This window comes from Synechococcus sp. MIT S9451, assembly GCF_047304725.1.
GTDB lineage: Bacteria > Cyanobacteriota > Cyanobacteriia > PCC-6307 > Cyanobiaceae > Synechococcus_C.
Window position 1 is genome coordinate 2,319,180 of sequence record NZ_CP138971.1, and the last position, 16,803, is coordinate 2,335,982.

Below are 16,803 nucleotides of genomic sequence, written 5' to 3' on the forward strand. Positions count from 1 at the left end.
CGTGATCCTGTTCTAGCTGTCAGCATCAACAGCACCACTCCAGTCGTCAGCTGGCTCTGGCTTGTCGGTCTCAGCAAGGGACGGCAAGGTCTGACGCACGAGGGGAACGAAGCGGCTGCGAACCTGCTGCCGGAAGGACACCGCCGTTGGGCCATCCAGGACTGGATAGGGCTGGGCACCGTCTTGATCCAACAAGTGGCGCCAACGACTGGTTTCCGTTGCCTTGAGGGTGTCCAGCGCTGCTTTGAAGTCGTACTGCTGCATCGAACCACCATCGGCAGCGAGGCTGACTGCATCAGCGGCCATCTCGGCGCGCACAGCATCGAACCCCTTGGCCTTCAGGGTGTCGGGGAGACCAAGCACAGGTTGGTAATAGTCCAGCAGGCGTAGCTCCTCCTCAAGCAGCATCGCCCATGCTCCGCGGGAACCGTCGGACAGTCCGAATACCTGCTCCGCCGCGGTCATCGCATCAAGGTGAAACCGCAACCAGAGGTAGTAGGACTTCTCCCGAATGTTCTTCTTGGCTGCCGCCTTACCGGTCACAATCGCCGGCAGAGCAGCCTCGGCCTTGCGCAGAAAGAGTCGGTCCTCCCGCTCGAGGTTCATGGCACCCCAGCGCTGGCGATAATCCCAGAGTTCGGCATAACGAGCCACGTCATCAGCAGACCAGCCGAGGGCCTGAAGTTCATCGGCGCGATGGGTCAGTTCCTTCGCCACTCAGCTCTGTGTGTTTGTACTTAAGGGCAGCGTAGAGGGCGGTTTGCTGAACGGCTGCTCTCGGGTGTGCTGATGGGCCGATGCAGGCTTGCTGCGGTGATAGCCCTCATGCAACCAAAGGTCACCAGCCGCAGAGGCGTAATGGATCTGCCAGTAATAGAGCCCCCTATAGGCCAGGGGATCGCGATCAAGCAGCGCGGCATAGCGCAGCACCGCTTCGCCGTAATGATTGCTGTTGTTGTACCCCCACAGTCCCTGGCGAAGATCGCGCAGACCGCCACGACGCACCAAATACCGAGCGGCAGCATGAATCGAATCCCAGGGATCGCGGATGTCACCCCCTTGGCCGATGCCCGCCTCAGCCCAAGTTGTGGGCAGGAACTGCATCGGGCCTTGGGCATTCGCCACAGACACGCCATCGATACGGCCCATTCCGGTCTCCACCAAATTCACCGCAGCCAGAACAGTCCAGGGAATTCCTGTGGCCTCAGCCGCGCTGCGATAGGCCCTGAGGAGCTGCGCCTCAGGAGCTGGCGATTGAATCCGCCAAGCAGGAACACGAGCAGAAGCCGGACCGCGATGCATCGCTAGAAACTCCCGACGCGCAGCGATGTGCTGATCGAACACCCAGCGCCATTGGGGTGGGAGGGCGTTGCGCACAGCGATTGCGCGCTCAGGCTCGTGAGACAAAACCCGATAAATCACCTGCTGCTGATGGGCGAGCTGGGGGATCTGATCCAAGGGGGTAGCCGGATTACGGATTGCCTCCTCTAAAACACTGATCAGCTGGGCAAGCACATCGGCCTGAGCTGGGACTAGGGGGTAGTGACGGCCGCTTGGGCTGAGGGGCAAAGAAGGATCGGTTGGCAGCATCGGGCTTTCAGCCGGGCTCGAGACCGGAACCGAGGCTGTGGCCATCTCCTCACCTGACGGGATGGCAATCCGCTGCTGGGCGACGAGGGCGAGGGGCACGCCACACCCGGCAACAAGAATGCCAATCCAGCGCCTCAGGGAGGTCATAGGGAGAGCAGGAATCAGGGAACCAGGAAGCTGCGGCGATCGTGAAAATCTGCCTGATCTCCAGGATGGGACAAGGCCCAGTAGCTGAGGGCACCCGTGGGATCTTCCGCCACCATGGTCAGACCAATCTCGGGCACAGCCGAGGCTGGCCAGAACCCTCGGGGATCCAACTGCACAGTGCAGCGAAGCCCCAGGCCCTGTCGCTTGATCGAGACAAGAGGTGGAACAGCCGCCATTTCGGCCAACCCATCCCTGCGGTAACCGCTGAAGCGATAAAGATTCCAATCCCCACCAGGAGACACATTCAGCTCCCAATAGGCCTCACTACCGGGGAGTCCAAGGAAGGCCTCAAAGCAGGTGTGCTGCCATAGCTGATCGCGACGCTGGCCCTGCGGGCAACCCCACTGCCAGGGACCGACCAGCTGTTGATCGAGTGGCTCAGCAGCCTTGCGATCACCAACTGGCAAAACGCCATAACTGAGAAGGATCGTGCCGGCCTCCTGCCAGATGATCTCTGCAGTGATCGCAAGGGATGGAGCTGGGTCCAGGCAGTGAGGTTGCAGCCTGCAAACCTGGCAAACCATCGTTGAGTGGCGCGCCATCGTGGCTCAGATCAGGTGGTGCTTGTCAGTTCAACAACGAGGGCCTCAATCGCCTCGAATTGGTTCTCAATGGAACGCATCAAGGCGAACTGCACAAGAGCGCGATCCAGATTTTGACCGCGACGCTCCACCTTGAAATACCGATCACCCTCCAGATGATCCGTCAGAAAACGAAGACCAAGTTCGAACGGAATCAGGCGAATGCAAGCAGGCAGATAAGCCAGATCAGCAGACGAGAGGAAAGCGCGTGCCACCGAGAAATACCCCTCAAGGATGGAGCGACACAGACCGAGATCAAAACGAACCTTGCTCAGGTCGCTGACCTCCTCTCCGACAGGATTGCAACAGGATCGCAGGCAATCACCGATGTCGTAGTGCACCAAGCCGGGCTTCACGGTGTCGAGATCGATCAAGCCCACGGCCTGACCACTGCTCTCATCGATCATCACGTTGTTGATTTTTGGATCTCCATGGATCGGCCTGCGCTGCAGCTCCCCCCTGGAACAGGCTGCTTCCAGCACATCCGCCCCGGCTCGACCTTGGGCGACATAAGCGAACGCCTCCGACAAGCGAGACGCATCAACATCGACATCTCCATCGACATCGCAATGAGCGCCAGGCCAAGCAGATAGCACGCAATCGTAACGCTTTAGGTACGCAGGCGTGACATGAAATCCTTCAAGGGTGTCAGCAAGGGCCTCCACCGGAAGATCGCTGATCAAATGGTGAAACATGCCCAGGCCATAGCCCACCTCTCGAGCATGCGCACAGTCGCTAACAACATCGTGGGCGGTGGCGGCGCCGATGTAGCTAATCGATCGCCAGAACTGACCCTCATGCTCCACCCAGTGACGGTCCTCACTCAGGGTGGACAGCACGCGTGGAACCTCCCAACGGCGGCCATCCAATTCCGGAAGCCCCGAGGCGATGCGGCGCTGAACGTGCCGACCCAGGGCGATCAGATTGCCCATCACGAGATCGGGCCGTGTGAACACCTGGGTGTTGATGCGCTGCATCACAAAGGCATCGGGATTGGACTCCCGTGCCAATCGCACTAAAAACGTGTCGTTGACATTGCCTGAACCGATGGCATCGATGGCATCAATCTGATCCGGAGGGTGGAAACGACCGGCAATCACCTCCAGAGAGCGAGTGGCAGAGGAGGAAGCCAGGGTCACACGATTCGCATGCGTCTCAGACCGCAACCATGGCGGGTTCAGGCCAGAGATTCAGGCCGGAGTGTGCAGAAACTCAGGCGTTATAAGGGCAAGCGAAAAGAGAATCAGCGCCAGTGGTCAGTCTTTCGCCCAGCGCTGATTGCAACGGCTGCTGCATTTCATCTCGCCATCGGGGTAGTCGAAACCAGCTCGCCGCGCGTTCTTTTCCACTTCAGCAGGGTTGGAACCGCTGAAAGAACGGGTCGTTTTGGCTTCAACAGGAGACACCACTGCTGATACGACCCCAACACTGATCGCCAGCGACAGCGTTCCAGTGGTGAGAAGACGGTTAAGGACCATCACCGAGATTTCGAGGCTCTTTCATCTTCGCCCCATTCGCCAACCATGACAGCGCAAGGCAGCATGGGCGCAACTCCGTCGTTCCTCGTTCCACCGTGCCTCGTCTGCTTCACACCGCTGACTGGCAGATCGGCAAGCCCTATCGATGGATCACTGATCCGGAACGCCGCAGCCGTCTGCAGCGGACCCGACTCGTCGCGATCGAGCACATCATTGAACAAGCCGCAAACCATGCGGCTGATGTGGTGATGGTGGCTGGCGACCTGTTCGACAGCAGCACCGTGGACGGTGCCCTGGTGATGGAGGTGCTGGAACTGATCGGGTCGATCAGCACGCCGGTTCTGGTCATTCCCGGCAACCATGACCACGGTGGTGCTGGTGGCGTCTGGCGGCGAGACGACGTGCAGGCGGAAATGCAGCAACGGGCCGCCAATCTCCATCTGCTCCTCGAGCCCGTTCCGTTGGAGATCGCTGGCTTCACCGTGCTCCCTTGCCCCTTACGACGCCAGCACGAGAGCGTCAGTCCTGGTGCCTGGATCGAGACTCTTGACTGGAGCCAACTCGATCCAGATCTCGCCCGCATCGTGCTGGCCCATGGCTCGATCCAAGGTTTCCAAGCCACCGACTACGCATCCATTCACAACGAACAAGACGTCGCCCAGGCAGACAGCAAACGCCCCCAGGCCGTCAATCAACTCAACCCATCCCGTTGGGATGTCGATGCTTATGACTATCTCGCCCTCGGCGATTGGCATGCTCTCAAGGCAGTAGGTCCAAAAGGCTGGTATTGCGGGACCCCCGAACCTGACCGCTTTCCCACCAGCAGCGATGACCAACGCAGCCAGGTGCTGATCGCCGATGTGGAGCGAGGTCAATCGCCTGACGTCCAACCGGTGTGCACCGCTGGGATGCACTGGCATAGCGAACGGATCAGCCTCCGCAGCGGCAAGGATCTCGAACGCGTCAAACAACGGATCAGAGCCCTCACCGGCAGCAGAGTCGGACGGGACCTACTCCGCCTGGAGCTCGATGGTCAACTGGGCCTTGAGGATCACCACGAGCTGCAGCTGTGGCTCGATCGACTGCACACCCGGCTGCTCCACCTCAGGATCCGCGGACATTGTCATCGCCGCCCTGAGGCCTCGGAACTCTCCGAACTGTTGGATCGCAGCAACGCTCCCCTGATGCGCTCCATTGCCCATACGCTTCAGACCAAGCTCGAGCAGACCGACCCCACGGACGCTGAACAGATTTCCCTGCTGGAAACATCACTGTGCGAACTGCACAGGCTTTATCAGGCGGCGGAAGCTGAGGAAGCGCTGGAGGTCGCCGCATGAAACTGCTGCATTGCAGGCTCAGCAGCGTTCGCCGACATCGAGAGCTGACGCTGGCCTTTGATCCTGGCCTCACCCTGATCACAGGTGCCAACGAAACCGGCAAGAGCTCCCTGGTGGAAGCGCTGCACCGCACCCTCTTCCTTCGGGCCACTGCGACAGGGGCCCCAGTGCAGCGCATGCGCTCCCTTCAGCACCCTGGCCATCCGCAGGTGGACCTCCAGTTTCAAGCCCGCGGACGAGAGTGGGCCCTCCAAAAACGGTTCAGCGGCCAGAGCGGAACGACCAGTCTGAAGGGGACTGGCGAGGCAGCTCGGCTGGGGTCAGAGGCAGAGGAACATCTAGCCACCTTGCTCGGTGTGGAGGAGATCGTCGGCAGCCGCCAAGCCGGACGTGTCTTACCCAGCCGCTGGGCCCATCTGTGGGTCATGCAAGGGGAGGCCGGCAAAGATCTACTCCAACTCGGTGGTGAGTATTACGACCTCCATGGCCTGATTGAGCAATTGGAGCAACGGGCAGATGCCGCGTTGCAATCCCCTCTTGACCAACAGCTGCATCGTCAACTGGAACAGTTGGTGAGTTCAAGTCTCACCAGCCGCGGCACACGCCATCAGAGTCGCCTGTGGCAGTCCGAACAGGCGGTGGAGGAGCGTCGCCTCCAGCTGGATGCTGCGACTGCGAACCTGGAGCGTTATGAGCAGGCCAGCGCCGAGTTGGATGCGATTGAAGACAAGCACCGTCAACTCGAGCAGTTCCAGCGTCCGAGATTGGAAGCGGAACGTCAGCGGCTCGTTGCTCTGCAGCAGCAACAGGACAAGGCCTTGGCAGAGCGCAAGGGCTTGGAACAACAACTCATCCCCATGCAGCAACAGCAGAGCCAATTGGCGATGCAGCAACGCAATCTGCGCCAGACAAAGGAGAGCCTCCAGCGGCAGCAGACACAACTGAAGCAAGTTGATGTCGAATTACACCGCCTCTGCGAAACGATCAACAAGGCGGAGGAGACGGTGAAGAATGCGCGGCGCAACCGTGACCAGAGCGAAGCAGAGCGCAGTGCATTGGAACAGCAAGGCCAAAGGCTCAGGCGCCTGGAAGAACACAATCAACTGCAAGAACGTCTGCGGCACCTGATCCAACAACGTCAGCATCAACAGGCCTGGCAACAGGAGCTCGTCGACATCACCAAAGCCCTGGCCGGGCTAACGGCACCAACGCAAGAGGAACTGAACACCCTCAAGGATCAACATCGCCAACTGGAGGCCGTCAAGGTCCGCCTTGAGGCCATGGCCTCGGTGGTCACCCTCGAACGCAGCGATCAAGAGGTGCGCCTTGATGACGAATCGCTGGCAACAGGTGAATCACAGCGTCGCTCCAGCACCTTTTCTCTATCCATCGGTAAGAACGTCAGGGTGCGCATTAGCCCCGGGGGAGGAGCTGGCCTGGGAGAGCTCTGCCAGGACAGACAGGCGCTGCAGGATGCGATTGAAACAAGCCTCAAGACGTGGCAGGCCACCAGCCTTGAGGAACTCGATGGGCGCTGCCAAAAGCGAATGCAGCTGCTCACCCGTGAATCCCTGTTGAAGCAGCAACGATCGTCCGCAGGCACTGAAGAGGGCTTGGAGAAGGACGAACAGACCCTGCGGCAGCGGCTGCGTGATCTTGACGAGGAACTGACAGACGAGGAACTGACAACAGTGGATCCCTCACTCCCAGAACCCAGCACCAGCCGAAATGGGGACACACTCCAGCAGCAGCTTGCGCACTGCCGCAGCCGCTACCGCCAGGTGAAGGATGAAGGCCAGAAGGCCCAACAAGGGTTGCAGGAGCTGGAACAGAGGTTCGCAACCGTCCGCAACGCACACCAGGCTTTGCAACTCAAGCGCGAGGGGTTGCTAGCCGAAACCCGCAGCCTCCACCAGCAAGAGCAGACCATGATTCGCGACCACGGCGATGGAACTGTCCTGACGGAGACGCTGCGGCAGCTCACCGATCAGATCGAACAGTTGCGCTCCAAGCTCTCGGCCTTCGCAGACACCGCAGGCAACGATGATGATCAGCCACCGAATGCCGCAAGCCAGTTGGCGAAGCTGCGGCAAGAGGAGCAGGCAATGCAGACACAACTTCAGAACCTCAGTGCTGAACGAGGTGGACTGCTGGAACGATGCCGCAGCCTGGGGAAAGGAGATCCCTATGCGGTGACGGAAGAATCCAGAACGCTGCTGCACCAGGCCGAACAGGACCATCAGGACGAAGCCATGCAGGTGCGCGCCCATCAGCATCTGCTTGAACTGTTCGACACCGCGCGAAGCGATCTATCCAGCCGCTACACAGCACCCATTAGTGACGGCATCACCAGCTACCTAACCCCGCTGCTCAGGAACCCCGACGATGCATGCGCCCTGAACTATGCCGCCAAGGATGGGCTGAAGGATCTCAGCCTTCAACGCGACGGACTGACGCTGCCATTCACAGCACTCAGTGGCGGGATGAAGGAACAGTTGAACGCAGCACTTCGACTGGCCATTGCCGACGCCCTGCGCTCTGGGCATGACAATTGCCTACCTATTTTGTTTGATGATGCCTTTACCAACACGGATCCGGAGCGTCTCCAGACCGTTCTGGCGATGCTCCGGAAAGCGGTGGACAGGGGTTTGCAAGTGATCGTGCTCAGTTGCGATGGCAGGCCCTATTGCGAGATTGCCGATGCCGTCGTGACATTGGGCTGAGCAATCCAGACAGCAGGCGCCTTTGCTGGATCGCCGTTTAATCCAAAGCGGTTTCAATCACATTCATGGCCCGTAGATAGGCAGGGGGTTGGCCAAGATCGTCTCCCTCGTCGAGGGCCAAATCATCACGGATCGCCTTGCGTGCGTTATCGGCGATCACCGCGTTGACGATCAGATCCATCGCCTCCGGCTGCTGCAAACTCTGCAATGCCTCTGCATAACGTCGGCTGTGGGTCGGACGCACAGACTCCTGGCAATACGTGGAGAGTTCTCGACTGTCGGTCATCACGGATAGAGCGACATCCTTCGTGGAAGGTTTGCCGTAGATCGCCATATAGAGCAAGTTGACCATCGAAGCGTCATGCACAGGGATGGAGTACTTGCGCACGATCTGAGGCCAATAACGCAACGCCTTTAAGCCTTCGAGGCCTCCTTTGCTAAGCCCCTCGTCCTCGCACCAGCCCTCCAGCTCCTCCATCGAAGCAGGACAACGCTGAAGCTCCCGCATCCGATCGGCAAGCACCTGTCCAGCCTGGAAGTTGCGTGTAGGCCGACCGGAAACCGGCAACATCATGCTGCCGCGCACATCGGCAACCATCGCCGTGAGTTGGGCGAAGGTATGGTCCCGAACCTTCTCCATATCCCCACCACGCACCAAGGCCGCCTCAATACGTTGCACCCCATAGCCGAGCTCTGTCAGAGGGAAGGGCTGACGGTTGTAAAGCCGCTGACGATCACGGCGCGCCATCGAGACCGTTGCCGCTTGGTCGAGGCACTGCTCGAGCAACAGGGTGAGGAGAGTCGGTAAGACCCCAGGGTTCTCCTGGTGATAGGTGTAGCCAAAGCCAGCAAACACCGAAGACATATTCTTCGCAGCCTTGATGTATTGCCCCTCAACGTTGTGCACGCCAGGGGAAACCTGGATGTTCGGTGACAACCGATCGAGCATGCGTGCGCCAAGAAGCGCCGTGAGCGCGTTGGGATGGCAAAAGTTTGCCGTGAAGCTGTCGAGCGGATTGCGTAGGGCACCGTGCCGATGGAATCCAGAAAAGAAGGCGAGATTGGGCTCTCGTTCACAGAGCACGTAGGACTCGTTCTGAATGTGATCGTGACTGAAGGATCCGGCCAGACAGGCCAGCACAACATTTTCGCGGCCGAGCTCCTGTCGCAACCTGCAGGCCTCCTGCAGGTCTTCCTCAATGTGGTTGCTGTTGGCAGCCAACACCACCAGTTCACACTCCCGGATCAGGTCGCTGAGGGTGTTGGGCACCCTGCCGCCCGCGACGGCATGGCTGGCCATCCGCTCCATCGCATCGACGTGATCTGAATCCATCCCATCCAGCGCGCTCGCTGGAAAGGCCCCGAACAGGGCGCGACCTGGGCGTGGCGCCAGCATCAGACTATTTTCTGACGCCTGCTGCATCGCGCAGTTGTAGGCCAGTGAAGCGGGGTATAAACCAACGCTGTACAGACCGACCTTGCCTCGCTCAAGATCAAGGATGCGTTGCTTGATCAGATCGGCATCCAGGCTGCGAGGGAAGAAAGCATTGCTGCGAAGGCCATTTTCAAGCGTCATCCGTCCGGTCAACTCACTGGCGCGATGATCGCCTCACACCCTAATCAGCAAGGCCAATGACTCTCACCCTGTACGGCGGCAAGAGAACAAGAGCATCGATGCCGCGCTGGTACATGGAGGAAAAAGAGATCGCCTACGAGCTGGTGGAACTGGATCTGAAGGCCAATCAACACCGCCAACCGGACTTTCTGGAGATCAATCCTTTCGGCAAGCTGCCAGCCCTTGCTGATGACAGCCTTTGCGACAACGAAGGGAAACCGCTGAAACTGTTCGAAAGCGGTGCAATCCTTCTGCATCTGGCGGACCGTCACAGTCAGGACATCCAATCCGATGCCGAGCGAGCCCTCACCAGCCAATGGCTGCTGTTCGCCAATGCAACCTTGGCCATTGCCTTGTTCGTGCCCAGCAATCGGGAGCGCGAATTCCCGCGCCTGATGGATGCACTGAATCAGAGGCTTGACCCAGCCCAACCACTGGTGGGTCGCCAGTGGGGTGCCGCCGACTGTGCCGTGCAGGCCTACCTGGCTTACCTGCCGATGTTCTTCCCTGAGCTCGACCTCAGCCCATACCCGACCATCCAGACCCTGATCGCCTCAGTGCAGCAGAGGCCCGCCTACCAGAAAGCGATGGGGCTACAAAGCTGAGCGCGTTCGCAGGCAAGAGCAGATAGGCCACTTTGCCTATAGCACACCTCGTGACGAGGCTCTATGACGTGATGACTCGCCAGCCGCGAACGCGTCCATCGCCAACTCATTCACCACGTCTATGCACTGCTCGACATCCTTTAGCCGTACGTCGGCCTCTAACCCTCAAGCCTGGTCATCATCGCGATCAGGACGAAGCTCCCAAGCCTTTGCAAAGCTTGTACCTGCTGGTTCATTGCATTACTTGATGGTCGAACAAGAGGTGAGGTTGCTCCAACGCTGCAGCAACGTGGCCAGCTGAAGCTGCCTCGTGCAGACAGGGATCACTCAACCTGCTCACCCTCAACACTGATCTCAAATTCAATGCCGAAGCGATGCGCCGTGAGACGAAAACGCCTTGCTAGCTCAACGAACAGCTTTTTCACCAAGGCATCGTCGAATTCATAAATCTCGAGGTTGGCCGTCTTGGCCACAGCCTGGAGATCCTCGATCAATTTCTCCACCCGAGGAGCGAAGACCTTGCCGAACCGGGCCCGCTTCTCTTCGGAACTGTTGAAATCAGGCAAGCCAGCCATTGCTGAATTGTGACGCCCACCATTTTGCCAGTGGCATCTTCGCGATCCAATCAGATCAAATCTTTTCCAAGCTGAAGCGTCTTGAGGTTCCACCCCCATAGCGTTCGGAGGTGATCAGCAAGGGTTTCACCTCCGACCTCAGCCCTCCTGATGCGTTCCAGCGGTGCCGTGATGGGGTTGGTGATCTATGCCAGCAACTCGGCAATGTCTGGACGACCTGGCCATTTGCCGTAAGGTCCCTGCGGCAGCCAGGCTCTGACTCTGAATCCAAGCACTGGTGATGTTGATTGACCACCAGGCTGAGCAACGCCAGACACGAGCCCCTCTCACCTCGCGACACACCTTGCCACGACTGACATCTGACGAGCTGCTCAATGAGCTTTCAGGCCTTGAGAACCTCTTGATCGTTCAGGACCTAGATGGGGTCTGCATGAATCTGGTCAAGGACCCTCTCACGCGCACCATCAAGCGAAGCTATGTGGAAGCCGTGGCGCGGATGGCAGGTCGATTCTCTGTGCTCACGAATGGCGAACATGAGGGCAAACGGGGAGTCAATCGGCTTGTTGAGCGCGCCCTCGGGAACACTCAGCATCCAGGCCATGATGGCCTCTACCTGCCCGGACTGGCCGCAGGTGGCGTGCAACTTCAAAACAGCCATGGAGAGCTGTCGCACCCTGGCGTGAGCGAAGCAGAGATGGCCTTTCTGGCGGATCTACCCGCACGCATGGAAGCAGGTCTCTTCCAGCGACTTCCTGCCCTCATGCCGTCCCTCAGCGGAGAAGAACTGCAGGCAGAGGTGCACAAGGCCGTGCTCGACACCCAGGTCTCTCCCACCATCAATCTGAACGGACTGTTCAGCCTTTGCCGCGATGACGTCAAGCTGCAACGCGCCCTGCAGGCCATGCTGCAGGACCTGATGGAAGAACTCCTCACGCTCGCAGCGTTGGAGGGTCTAAGCGATGCCTTCTTCCTCCATGTGGCCCCGAATTTAGGTCGGGATGCTGAGGGGAAGGAACGCTTGAAACCAGCTCAGGAAGGCGATGTGGGTTCTACCGACATCCAATTCATGTTGCGCGGTGCAATCAAGGAAGCAGGCTTGCTGGTGCTTCTCAATCGCCACATCGCCGCGCGCACGGGCAAGGCCCCGCTTGGGGATGATTTCAATGTGAGAACGGCACCACAAGAGCATCAAGCGTTGATCAGCCTGTGTGAGCAGACCATCCCCAAGGAGCAGATGCCAGTGCTTGTCGGGGTCGGTGACACCGTCACGTCCACCCCGACCGCAGAGGGGAATGGCTGGCTACGTGGAGGGAGTGATCGCGGCTTCCTGATGCTTCTGCAGGAGATCGGTGTGCGCTACAAGCAACCGAACCGTGTGGTTCTGGTGGATAGCAGCGGCGGTGAAGTCGATCGCCCCAGCCTCTCCAACAACAGCCTGACAGGCATCAGCGATCCAGAGGATCCACTCCATTTCGATCTGCTCATGCCAGGAGGTCCAGAGCAATACGTTGCCTGGTTCCAACAACTGGCGACACGCACCTAGTGACTCGCGCGAGCAACCACCCGAAGCATGAAAGGTAGCGCTGTGATCGATGGTTTCCCACCGCTGACCCACTCAGCTTGTTCATCACTCCAGAGGCGTTGACCGGGAACGATCAAACGCGACTTCGAGGCATGGTCTGGCAGATAGGCCGCCTGGAAACCCTTGGCACGCACAAACAACCGCAGATCAGGGAACAGCACCCCATCAGCAGTTTCCACCACCTCGAGTCGTCCATCCTTTCTCAATCCGTAGACGATGCGCACATCAGCCATCGTCATGGCTCCATACACACCCTTGTAGTCAGCCGGTGGGGTCTCAAAGGAATGATCAAAGGCATGCAATCCACCGATGAAGAGGCGGAAGTCATCTGCGTCTGAAGCGGTGAACGGGCCGAAGCCAAACGTGAGTGTGCCGTCGTGACGAATGCCAATGAAGGCACGACCAGCGGCAGCTGCTCGGTTTCCAGCTCGTATCAATCGGTTGGTGAGTTTGAGGTCTCCATGGAGCACCATGCCGAGGGGTTGATCGGGATGGCCTTTCTCAAAGGTCGGTCCGGTAAAAAAGAGCAGAGCCTCGCGATCCGTGTTGGCCTCAAACTCCCGGCTCCAGCCTTCGTAGTAGTGAAGGTCGATCCAACGAGGATCAAGGATCACGCTGGAGTAGGCGATGGTGAGCTCACTGCCATCCTCCCTCTCAACCTCGAGGGACTGATCAGGCCTAAACACCGCGATCTCACTGGGAGAAGGGGCTGGCGTGGGCTCTGGAGCCGGATCCTCACCAAAGACTGTTAGTGGAAGCTTGGATGACTGCTGCAGCCAGGACTGTCCTGACATCAGCGTGGCAGCCACGGCACCAAAGGCCGCTGAAGTCAGCGCGATCAAAGCCAGCCAACGTCGCGGCACCCGAATGAAAGCGTGAGAACAAATCCTGTGGTCAGGGTCGGGGCTGCCGGCACCACTGTCAACGTCAATCGTGGCAGTGATCTCTCAGAATGACGTCTGATTCGGCCTACCACTGATCAGCGTCTCTCCAACGTCTAGCGACTGCATCACCACCACAGCGCCCTTCCCAACACTGACGCGAGGAGGGCTGAGAACACTTCAAGTGAATCTCGGCTACCGCTGCAATCAGAGCTGCAGCCACTGTCACGTCAACGCCGGGCCTTGGCGCACCGAGATGATGGCCGAATCGCAGGTGACGTTGATTCCCCGCGTGTTGGAGCATCTGAACCTGAAGGTGCTGGACCTAACCGGCGGCGCACCGGAACTGCACCCCCTGTTTCGCCAGTTGGTCCGAGACGCACGCCGGCTTGGGGTGGAGGTAATCGACCGCTGCAACCTCACCATCCTCAACGAACCGGGGCAGGCCGATTTAGCAGCCTTCCTTGCCGACCAGAGCGTGCATGTGGTGGCCTCCCTGCCTTGTACCGAAAAGGGTCGGGTGGACGACCAGCGGGGCCAAGGGGTGTTTGAGCGCAGTCTCGAGGCACTGCACCAACTCAATCAGCTCGGATACGGAGCCCCCCGCACCGGCCTCAGCCTCGACTTGGTGTACAACCCAGCCGGTCCCAAGCTTCCACCGGCCCAGGAGCAGCTTGAAGAGCATTACCGGGAGGTGCTGCTAAGCGACCACGGCATCCGCTTCAACCATCTGCTCACAATCACCAACATGGCGATCGAACGCTTCGCCAGAGAGTTGGAACGCAGCAATCAGCTGAAGCGCTATCGGGAGCTGCTGCGCCAGTCCTTCCAGGCTGAGAACCTCGAGGCTGTGATGTGCAGATCCCTGATCAGCGTGAACTGGCAGGGGAGACTCTTTGACTGTGATTTCAATCAGCAACTCGGGATCGCCTGCGGCGGCAATGTTCAAACCCTTGAGGATCTCTTGAGCATCCCTGCACAAGAGCTAGAGCACCAGGCGATCACCGTCGCCGAACACTGCTTCGGCTGCACCGCCGGCAGCGGTTCCAGCTGTGGGGGAGCTCTGAATGGAGGCAGTAATACCACCTAGGGTCATCCCAAAGCACCTTCTGGCTCGATGAGCGCATCAGCAGATTCAGGACCTGCCCACTGCGGCAGCAAGCCCAAGCGCTTCGCGATCGGCATCGCCCCCCTTGGCACTGTGTCCATCGGCATCGTGCCCATGGGGGTGGTCTGTATCGGTGTCGTGCCGATGGGAGTTGTCTCGATTGGCGTTGTCGCCATGGGCGTGATCAACCTTTCAGTCGTAGGCATGGGCCTCTTGGCCGTCGGCGTGAACACGATGGGGATCTGGACGGCGGGCCCGGTGAGCATGGGGCTGGTGCAACTCGATGGCAGCAAGAGCCACGACCACCAATTGCACAACCACACAACATCGGCACAGAAGTCAGAGCCATCGATGGCCTACCCGAGTCGCGAACAGGCGGAAGAGGAAGCGAAGAAGATCGGCTGCCAAGGGGTGCATGCCATGGGAGATCTTTGGATGCCCTGCGAACACCATCCAGGCAGCCACTGACGGATCAGGCAAACGCAGAAACTTAGCGACAGTCTGGGCAGATCCCTCTGACGTTCAGGGTCGATTCGATCAAGTCAAAACCATGTTGATCGGCCGCCGCTTGGCCGGCAGTGATCACCGGAATACTTTCGAACTCCTCTGTGCGACCACAGCGGATACAGACCAGATGATGGTGATCGCCATGATCCGCAGAGGAAAGCTCAAAGCGGCGGCCGGCCTCGCTCAGCTCCAGCTCTTGGAGGAAACCCATGTCCACCAGCAGCCGTAAGGTGCGATAAATCGTTGCCAGTGAAACCTTCGCTTCACCTTCGAGCAACTGCTGATGCACGTCCTCAGCACTGAGGTGCCGACCTGAGCCCAAGCGTTCAAAGAGATCCAGAATGCGCAGCCGTTGAGGAGTGAGACGGCGACCGTCCTGATGTAATCCCTGCTGAAGGGGCTCCTGAACCGGTGTCGAAGACGAACTCGTTGCCATCGTCATTCGATATGGTCTTCTCAAGAGTAACCACTAATGAGAGCGGCCGTCAGCCCTGCAGGCCATGCGTGTTGTCCAGCTCAGTGACCCGCACCTGGTCAGCGCACCATCAGGATGGGTACGCCAGCGTCCGGCATTGCAGCACTGGCAGCTTGCCCTGGGCCAGGCAGCACTCCATCACCCTGATCTGCTGCTGATTACTGGTGACTGCTGTCAGGACGAGAGCTGGAACGGATATGCCCTCCTGCGTGATTCCCTCGATCTGCTGCCAAGCAAGACCAGGGTGGCCGTCCTACCTGGCAACCATGATCATCCTCAGCGACTGAGAGCAGCCCTAGGACGGCGGGCCGAGATCGCACCAGAGGCCTTGCGTCTTGGCGACTGGACTGTGTTGATCCTCGACAGTCACTGGTGCAGCCACGAAGGTGGGCAAATTGGCAAGGGTCAGCTGCGCTGGTTGGAGACGCAGCTTCAGCAACGCAACCTCACGTCAGGCCCATTACTGGTTTGCCTTCACCATCCACCTCTGCCAATCGGAGCGCCCGAATGGGATCGGATCGGACTCGACGACGGAGAAGAACTGATGCGATTACTGCAACCAGTACCGCAGCTACGCGCCGTTGTGTTCGGCCATCTGCATCAGCACTGGCAAGGCTCGATGCCTGAACGCAACGATGTCGTTCTGCTGGCTTGCCCATCCACGCTTTGCGCCTTTCCGGCACTACAGGCGTGCCCACTAGGACGCAGTCAGCTGCCTGGCGGTCGCCTGCTGGACCTAAGCCGCAATGGGCGCCTCACACACACACTGCTGAGATGGCCGATGCCCAAGAGAGGTTGAATCCCTTCGGTCAGTCGGCTTAAGGTGCTGAAACTCTTGATGGTCCATTGTCGAAAGCCTCGAGTGGATCCTGGGACGTGCTGATGCGATGCATCGCCAGTGCCCTGTTTCTGCTTGCCCATGGGCTTCTGGTGCTGGAGCACATTGCCATTGGCACCGCCTTGCATGGGATTGCCGAGTTGTTTCTCGCCCCATGGGCAGTGCGTCATCGAGCCTGGGACATCATCGTGATCGGTGTGATCTTCTGCGTCTTCGATCTGTGGGGCACCGTTCGACTGACCACCGCCATCGGCTGAAAACCCACCGCCTTAACGACGGCTCTGCACTGTTTCGACCCACCAGCGCTTCACCACGCCACCGAGCTGGCTGGTCTGCCTTGAGCGCTGCGAGATTGGAATCGTGACCACCGAAAGCTGACGTCCATTGCGTCGGTAATCAAATCGGCAGAAACCATGCCCAGTCCCCGAACAAGCGGAAAGACTGGAGAGAGGAACACCGGCTCGACGCTGATCCAACGCCATGGGTTGTTGCTGAGGATGGGGCCTCCAACCCGAAGCAAGCAACACAGCATCGGCCTCGAGAATGGGTTGCCCCGCACTCAGGGGGAGGACACCACGCGGCTGAGCAAGGGCAACCGGCATCCCGACGGCACTTACCACCATCAGCAGGGCTGCGATTGAGAATCGAGGCATGGTGGAGCTGGGGGATGCCACTCACTCCATAGCCATGACATGCGCAAG

Annotated in this window: 18 protein-coding genes; 8 read left to right on the forward strand and 10 right to left on the reverse strand. The window is 59.3% G+C overall.

Annotated elements, in window-relative coordinates; all coding sequences use genetic code 11:
• Positions 1 to 12: 12 nt before the first annotated feature.
• From SIB72_RS12135 to SIB72_RS12155, 5 genes are all read right to left on the reverse strand, one after another.
• The gene (locus tag SIB72_RS12135; protein WP_413744024.1) at positions 13 to 717 is read right to left on the reverse strand and encodes a hypothetical protein; all 705 of its coding nucleotides are present in this window, start codon (positions 715 to 717) and stop codon (positions 13 to 15) included.
• On the reverse strand, positions 718 to 1,737 hold the full coding sequence (locus tag SIB72_RS12140; RefSeq protein WP_413744025.1) for a transglycosylase SLT domain-containing protein: 1,020 nt from the start codon (positions 1,735 to 1,737) through the stop codon (positions 718 to 720). It abuts the gene before it with no gap.
• Between the two features lie 14 nt (positions 1,738 to 1,751).
• The gene (locus SIB72_RS12145; protein ID WP_413744026.1) at positions 1,752 to 2,339 is read right to left on the reverse strand and encodes a DOMON-like domain-containing protein; all 588 of its coding nucleotides are present in this window, start codon (positions 2,337 to 2,339) and stop codon (positions 1,752 to 1,754) included.
• Between the two features lie 11 nt (positions 2,340 to 2,350).
• Positions 2,351 to 3,517: a phosphotransferase enzyme family protein gene (locus SIB72_RS12150; RefSeq protein WP_413744027.1), complete on the reverse strand. Its 1,167-nt coding sequence runs from the start codon at positions 3,515 to 3,517 to the stop codon at positions 2,351 to 2,353.
• 117 nt (positions 3,518 to 3,634) lie between these two features.
• Positions 3,635 to 3,856 (reverse strand): hypothetical protein, encoded by a 222-nt coding sequence (locus tag SIB72_RS12155; protein WP_115015457.1) that lies wholly within the window; start codon positions 3,854 to 3,856, stop codon positions 3,635 to 3,637.
• Positions 3,857 to 3,951: 95 nt separating this feature from the next.
• Here SIB72_RS12155 and SIB72_RS12160 point away from each other — a divergent pair, with 95 nt between their 5' ends.
• Together SIB72_RS12160 and SIB72_RS12165 are read left to right on the forward strand one after the other, a co-directional pair.
• A complete protein-coding gene (locus tag SIB72_RS12160) occupies positions 3,952 to 5,193 on the forward strand; it encodes a metallophosphoesterase family protein (RefSeq protein WP_115119585.1) in 1,242 nt (413 codons plus the stop codon).
• A complete protein-coding gene (locus SIB72_RS12165; protein ID WP_413744028.1) occupies positions 5,190 to 7,916 on the forward strand; it encodes an AAA family ATPase in 2,727 nt (908 codons plus the stop codon). Before SIB72_RS12160 ends, SIB72_RS12165 begins: the two co-directional genes overlap by 4 nt.
• 37 nt (positions 7,917 to 7,953) lie before the next feature.
• Here the strand turns inward: SIB72_RS12165 and SIB72_RS12170 are convergent, their stop codons facing one another.
• Positions 7,954 to 9,492: a hypothetical protein gene (locus tag SIB72_RS12170; RefSeq protein WP_413744029.1), complete on the reverse strand. Its 1,539-nt coding sequence runs from the start codon at positions 9,490 to 9,492 to the stop codon at positions 7,954 to 7,956.
• A gap of 56 nt (positions 9,493 to 9,548) precedes the next feature.
• Between SIB72_RS12170 and SIB72_RS12175 the strand changes: the two genes are divergently transcribed.
• A complete protein-coding gene (locus tag SIB72_RS12175; protein WP_413744030.1) occupies positions 9,549 to 10,136 on the forward strand; it encodes a glutathione S-transferase family protein in 588 nt (195 codons plus the stop codon).
• Between the two features lie 323 nt (positions 10,137 to 10,459).
• Here SIB72_RS12175 and SIB72_RS12180 read toward each other — a convergent pair whose 3' ends face one another.
• Complete coding sequence (locus SIB72_RS12180; protein WP_115119716.1) at positions 10,460 to 10,711, reverse strand: hypothetical protein; 252 nt, start codon at positions 10,709 to 10,711, stop codon at positions 10,460 to 10,462.
• A gap of 343 nt (positions 10,712 to 11,054) precedes the next feature.
• Here SIB72_RS12180 and stpA point away from each other — a divergent pair, with 343 nt between their 5' ends.
• Positions 11,055 to 12,254, forward strand: a complete 1,200-nt coding sequence (gene stpA / locus SIB72_RS12185) for a glucosylglycerol 3-phosphatase (protein ID WP_413745125.1) — start codon at positions 11,055 to 11,057, stop codon at positions 12,252 to 12,254.
• On the opposite strand, the gene SIB72_RS12190 is transcribed toward stpA, so the two are convergent.
• Positions 12,251 to 13,156, reverse strand: a complete 906-nt coding sequence (locus SIB72_RS12190; RefSeq protein WP_413744031.1) for a hypothetical protein — start codon at positions 13,154 to 13,156, stop codon at positions 12,251 to 12,253. The two genes, stpA and SIB72_RS12190, sit on opposite strands and share 4 nt — an antisense overlap.
• A 112-nt stretch (positions 13,157 to 13,268) precedes the next feature.
• Here SIB72_RS12190 and arsS point away from each other — a divergent pair, with 112 nt between their 5' ends.
• Positions 13,269 to 14,264 (forward strand): arsenosugar biosynthesis radical SAM (seleno)protein ArsS, encoded by a 996-nt coding sequence (arsS, locus tag SIB72_RS12195; protein WP_413745126.1) that lies wholly within the window; start codon positions 13,269 to 13,271, stop codon positions 14,262 to 14,264.
• Between the two features lie 27 nt (positions 14,265 to 14,291).
• Positions 14,292 to 14,750 carry a hypothetical protein gene (locus SIB72_RS12200; protein ID WP_413744032.1) on the forward strand — a complete coding sequence of 153 codons (459 nt, stop codon included), beginning with the start codon at positions 14,292 to 14,294 and terminating at the stop codon, positions 14,748 to 14,750.
• A 22-nt stretch (positions 14,751 to 14,772) separates the two neighbouring features.
• Here the strand turns inward: SIB72_RS12200 and SIB72_RS12205 are convergent, their stop codons facing one another.
• Positions 14,773 to 15,225, reverse strand: a complete 453-nt coding sequence (locus SIB72_RS12205; protein ID WP_115119720.1) for a Fur family transcriptional regulator — start codon at positions 15,223 to 15,225, stop codon at positions 14,773 to 14,775.
• Positions 15,226 to 15,289: 64 nt separating this feature from the next.
• On the opposite strand from SIB72_RS12205, the gene SIB72_RS12210 reads away from it, so the two are divergent.
• Positions 15,290 to 16,063, forward strand: coding sequence for a metallophosphoesterase (locus SIB72_RS12210; protein ID WP_413744033.1), 774 nt, complete (start codon positions 15,290 to 15,292; stop codon positions 16,061 to 16,063).
• 83 nt (positions 16,064 to 16,146) lie between these two features.
• On the forward strand, positions 16,147 to 16,359 hold the full coding sequence (locus SIB72_RS12215) for a hypothetical protein (protein WP_115015595.1): 213 nt from the start codon (positions 16,147 to 16,149) through the stop codon (positions 16,357 to 16,359).
• Positions 16,360 to 16,371: 12 nt separating this feature from the next.
• On the opposite strand, the gene SIB72_RS12220 is transcribed toward SIB72_RS12215, so the two are convergent.
• Entirely contained in the window at positions 16,372 to 16,755 is a 384-nt protein-coding gene (locus SIB72_RS12220; protein ID WP_115119612.1) for a hypothetical protein, read from the reverse strand.
• Positions 16,756 to 16,803 lie beyond the last annotated feature (48 nt).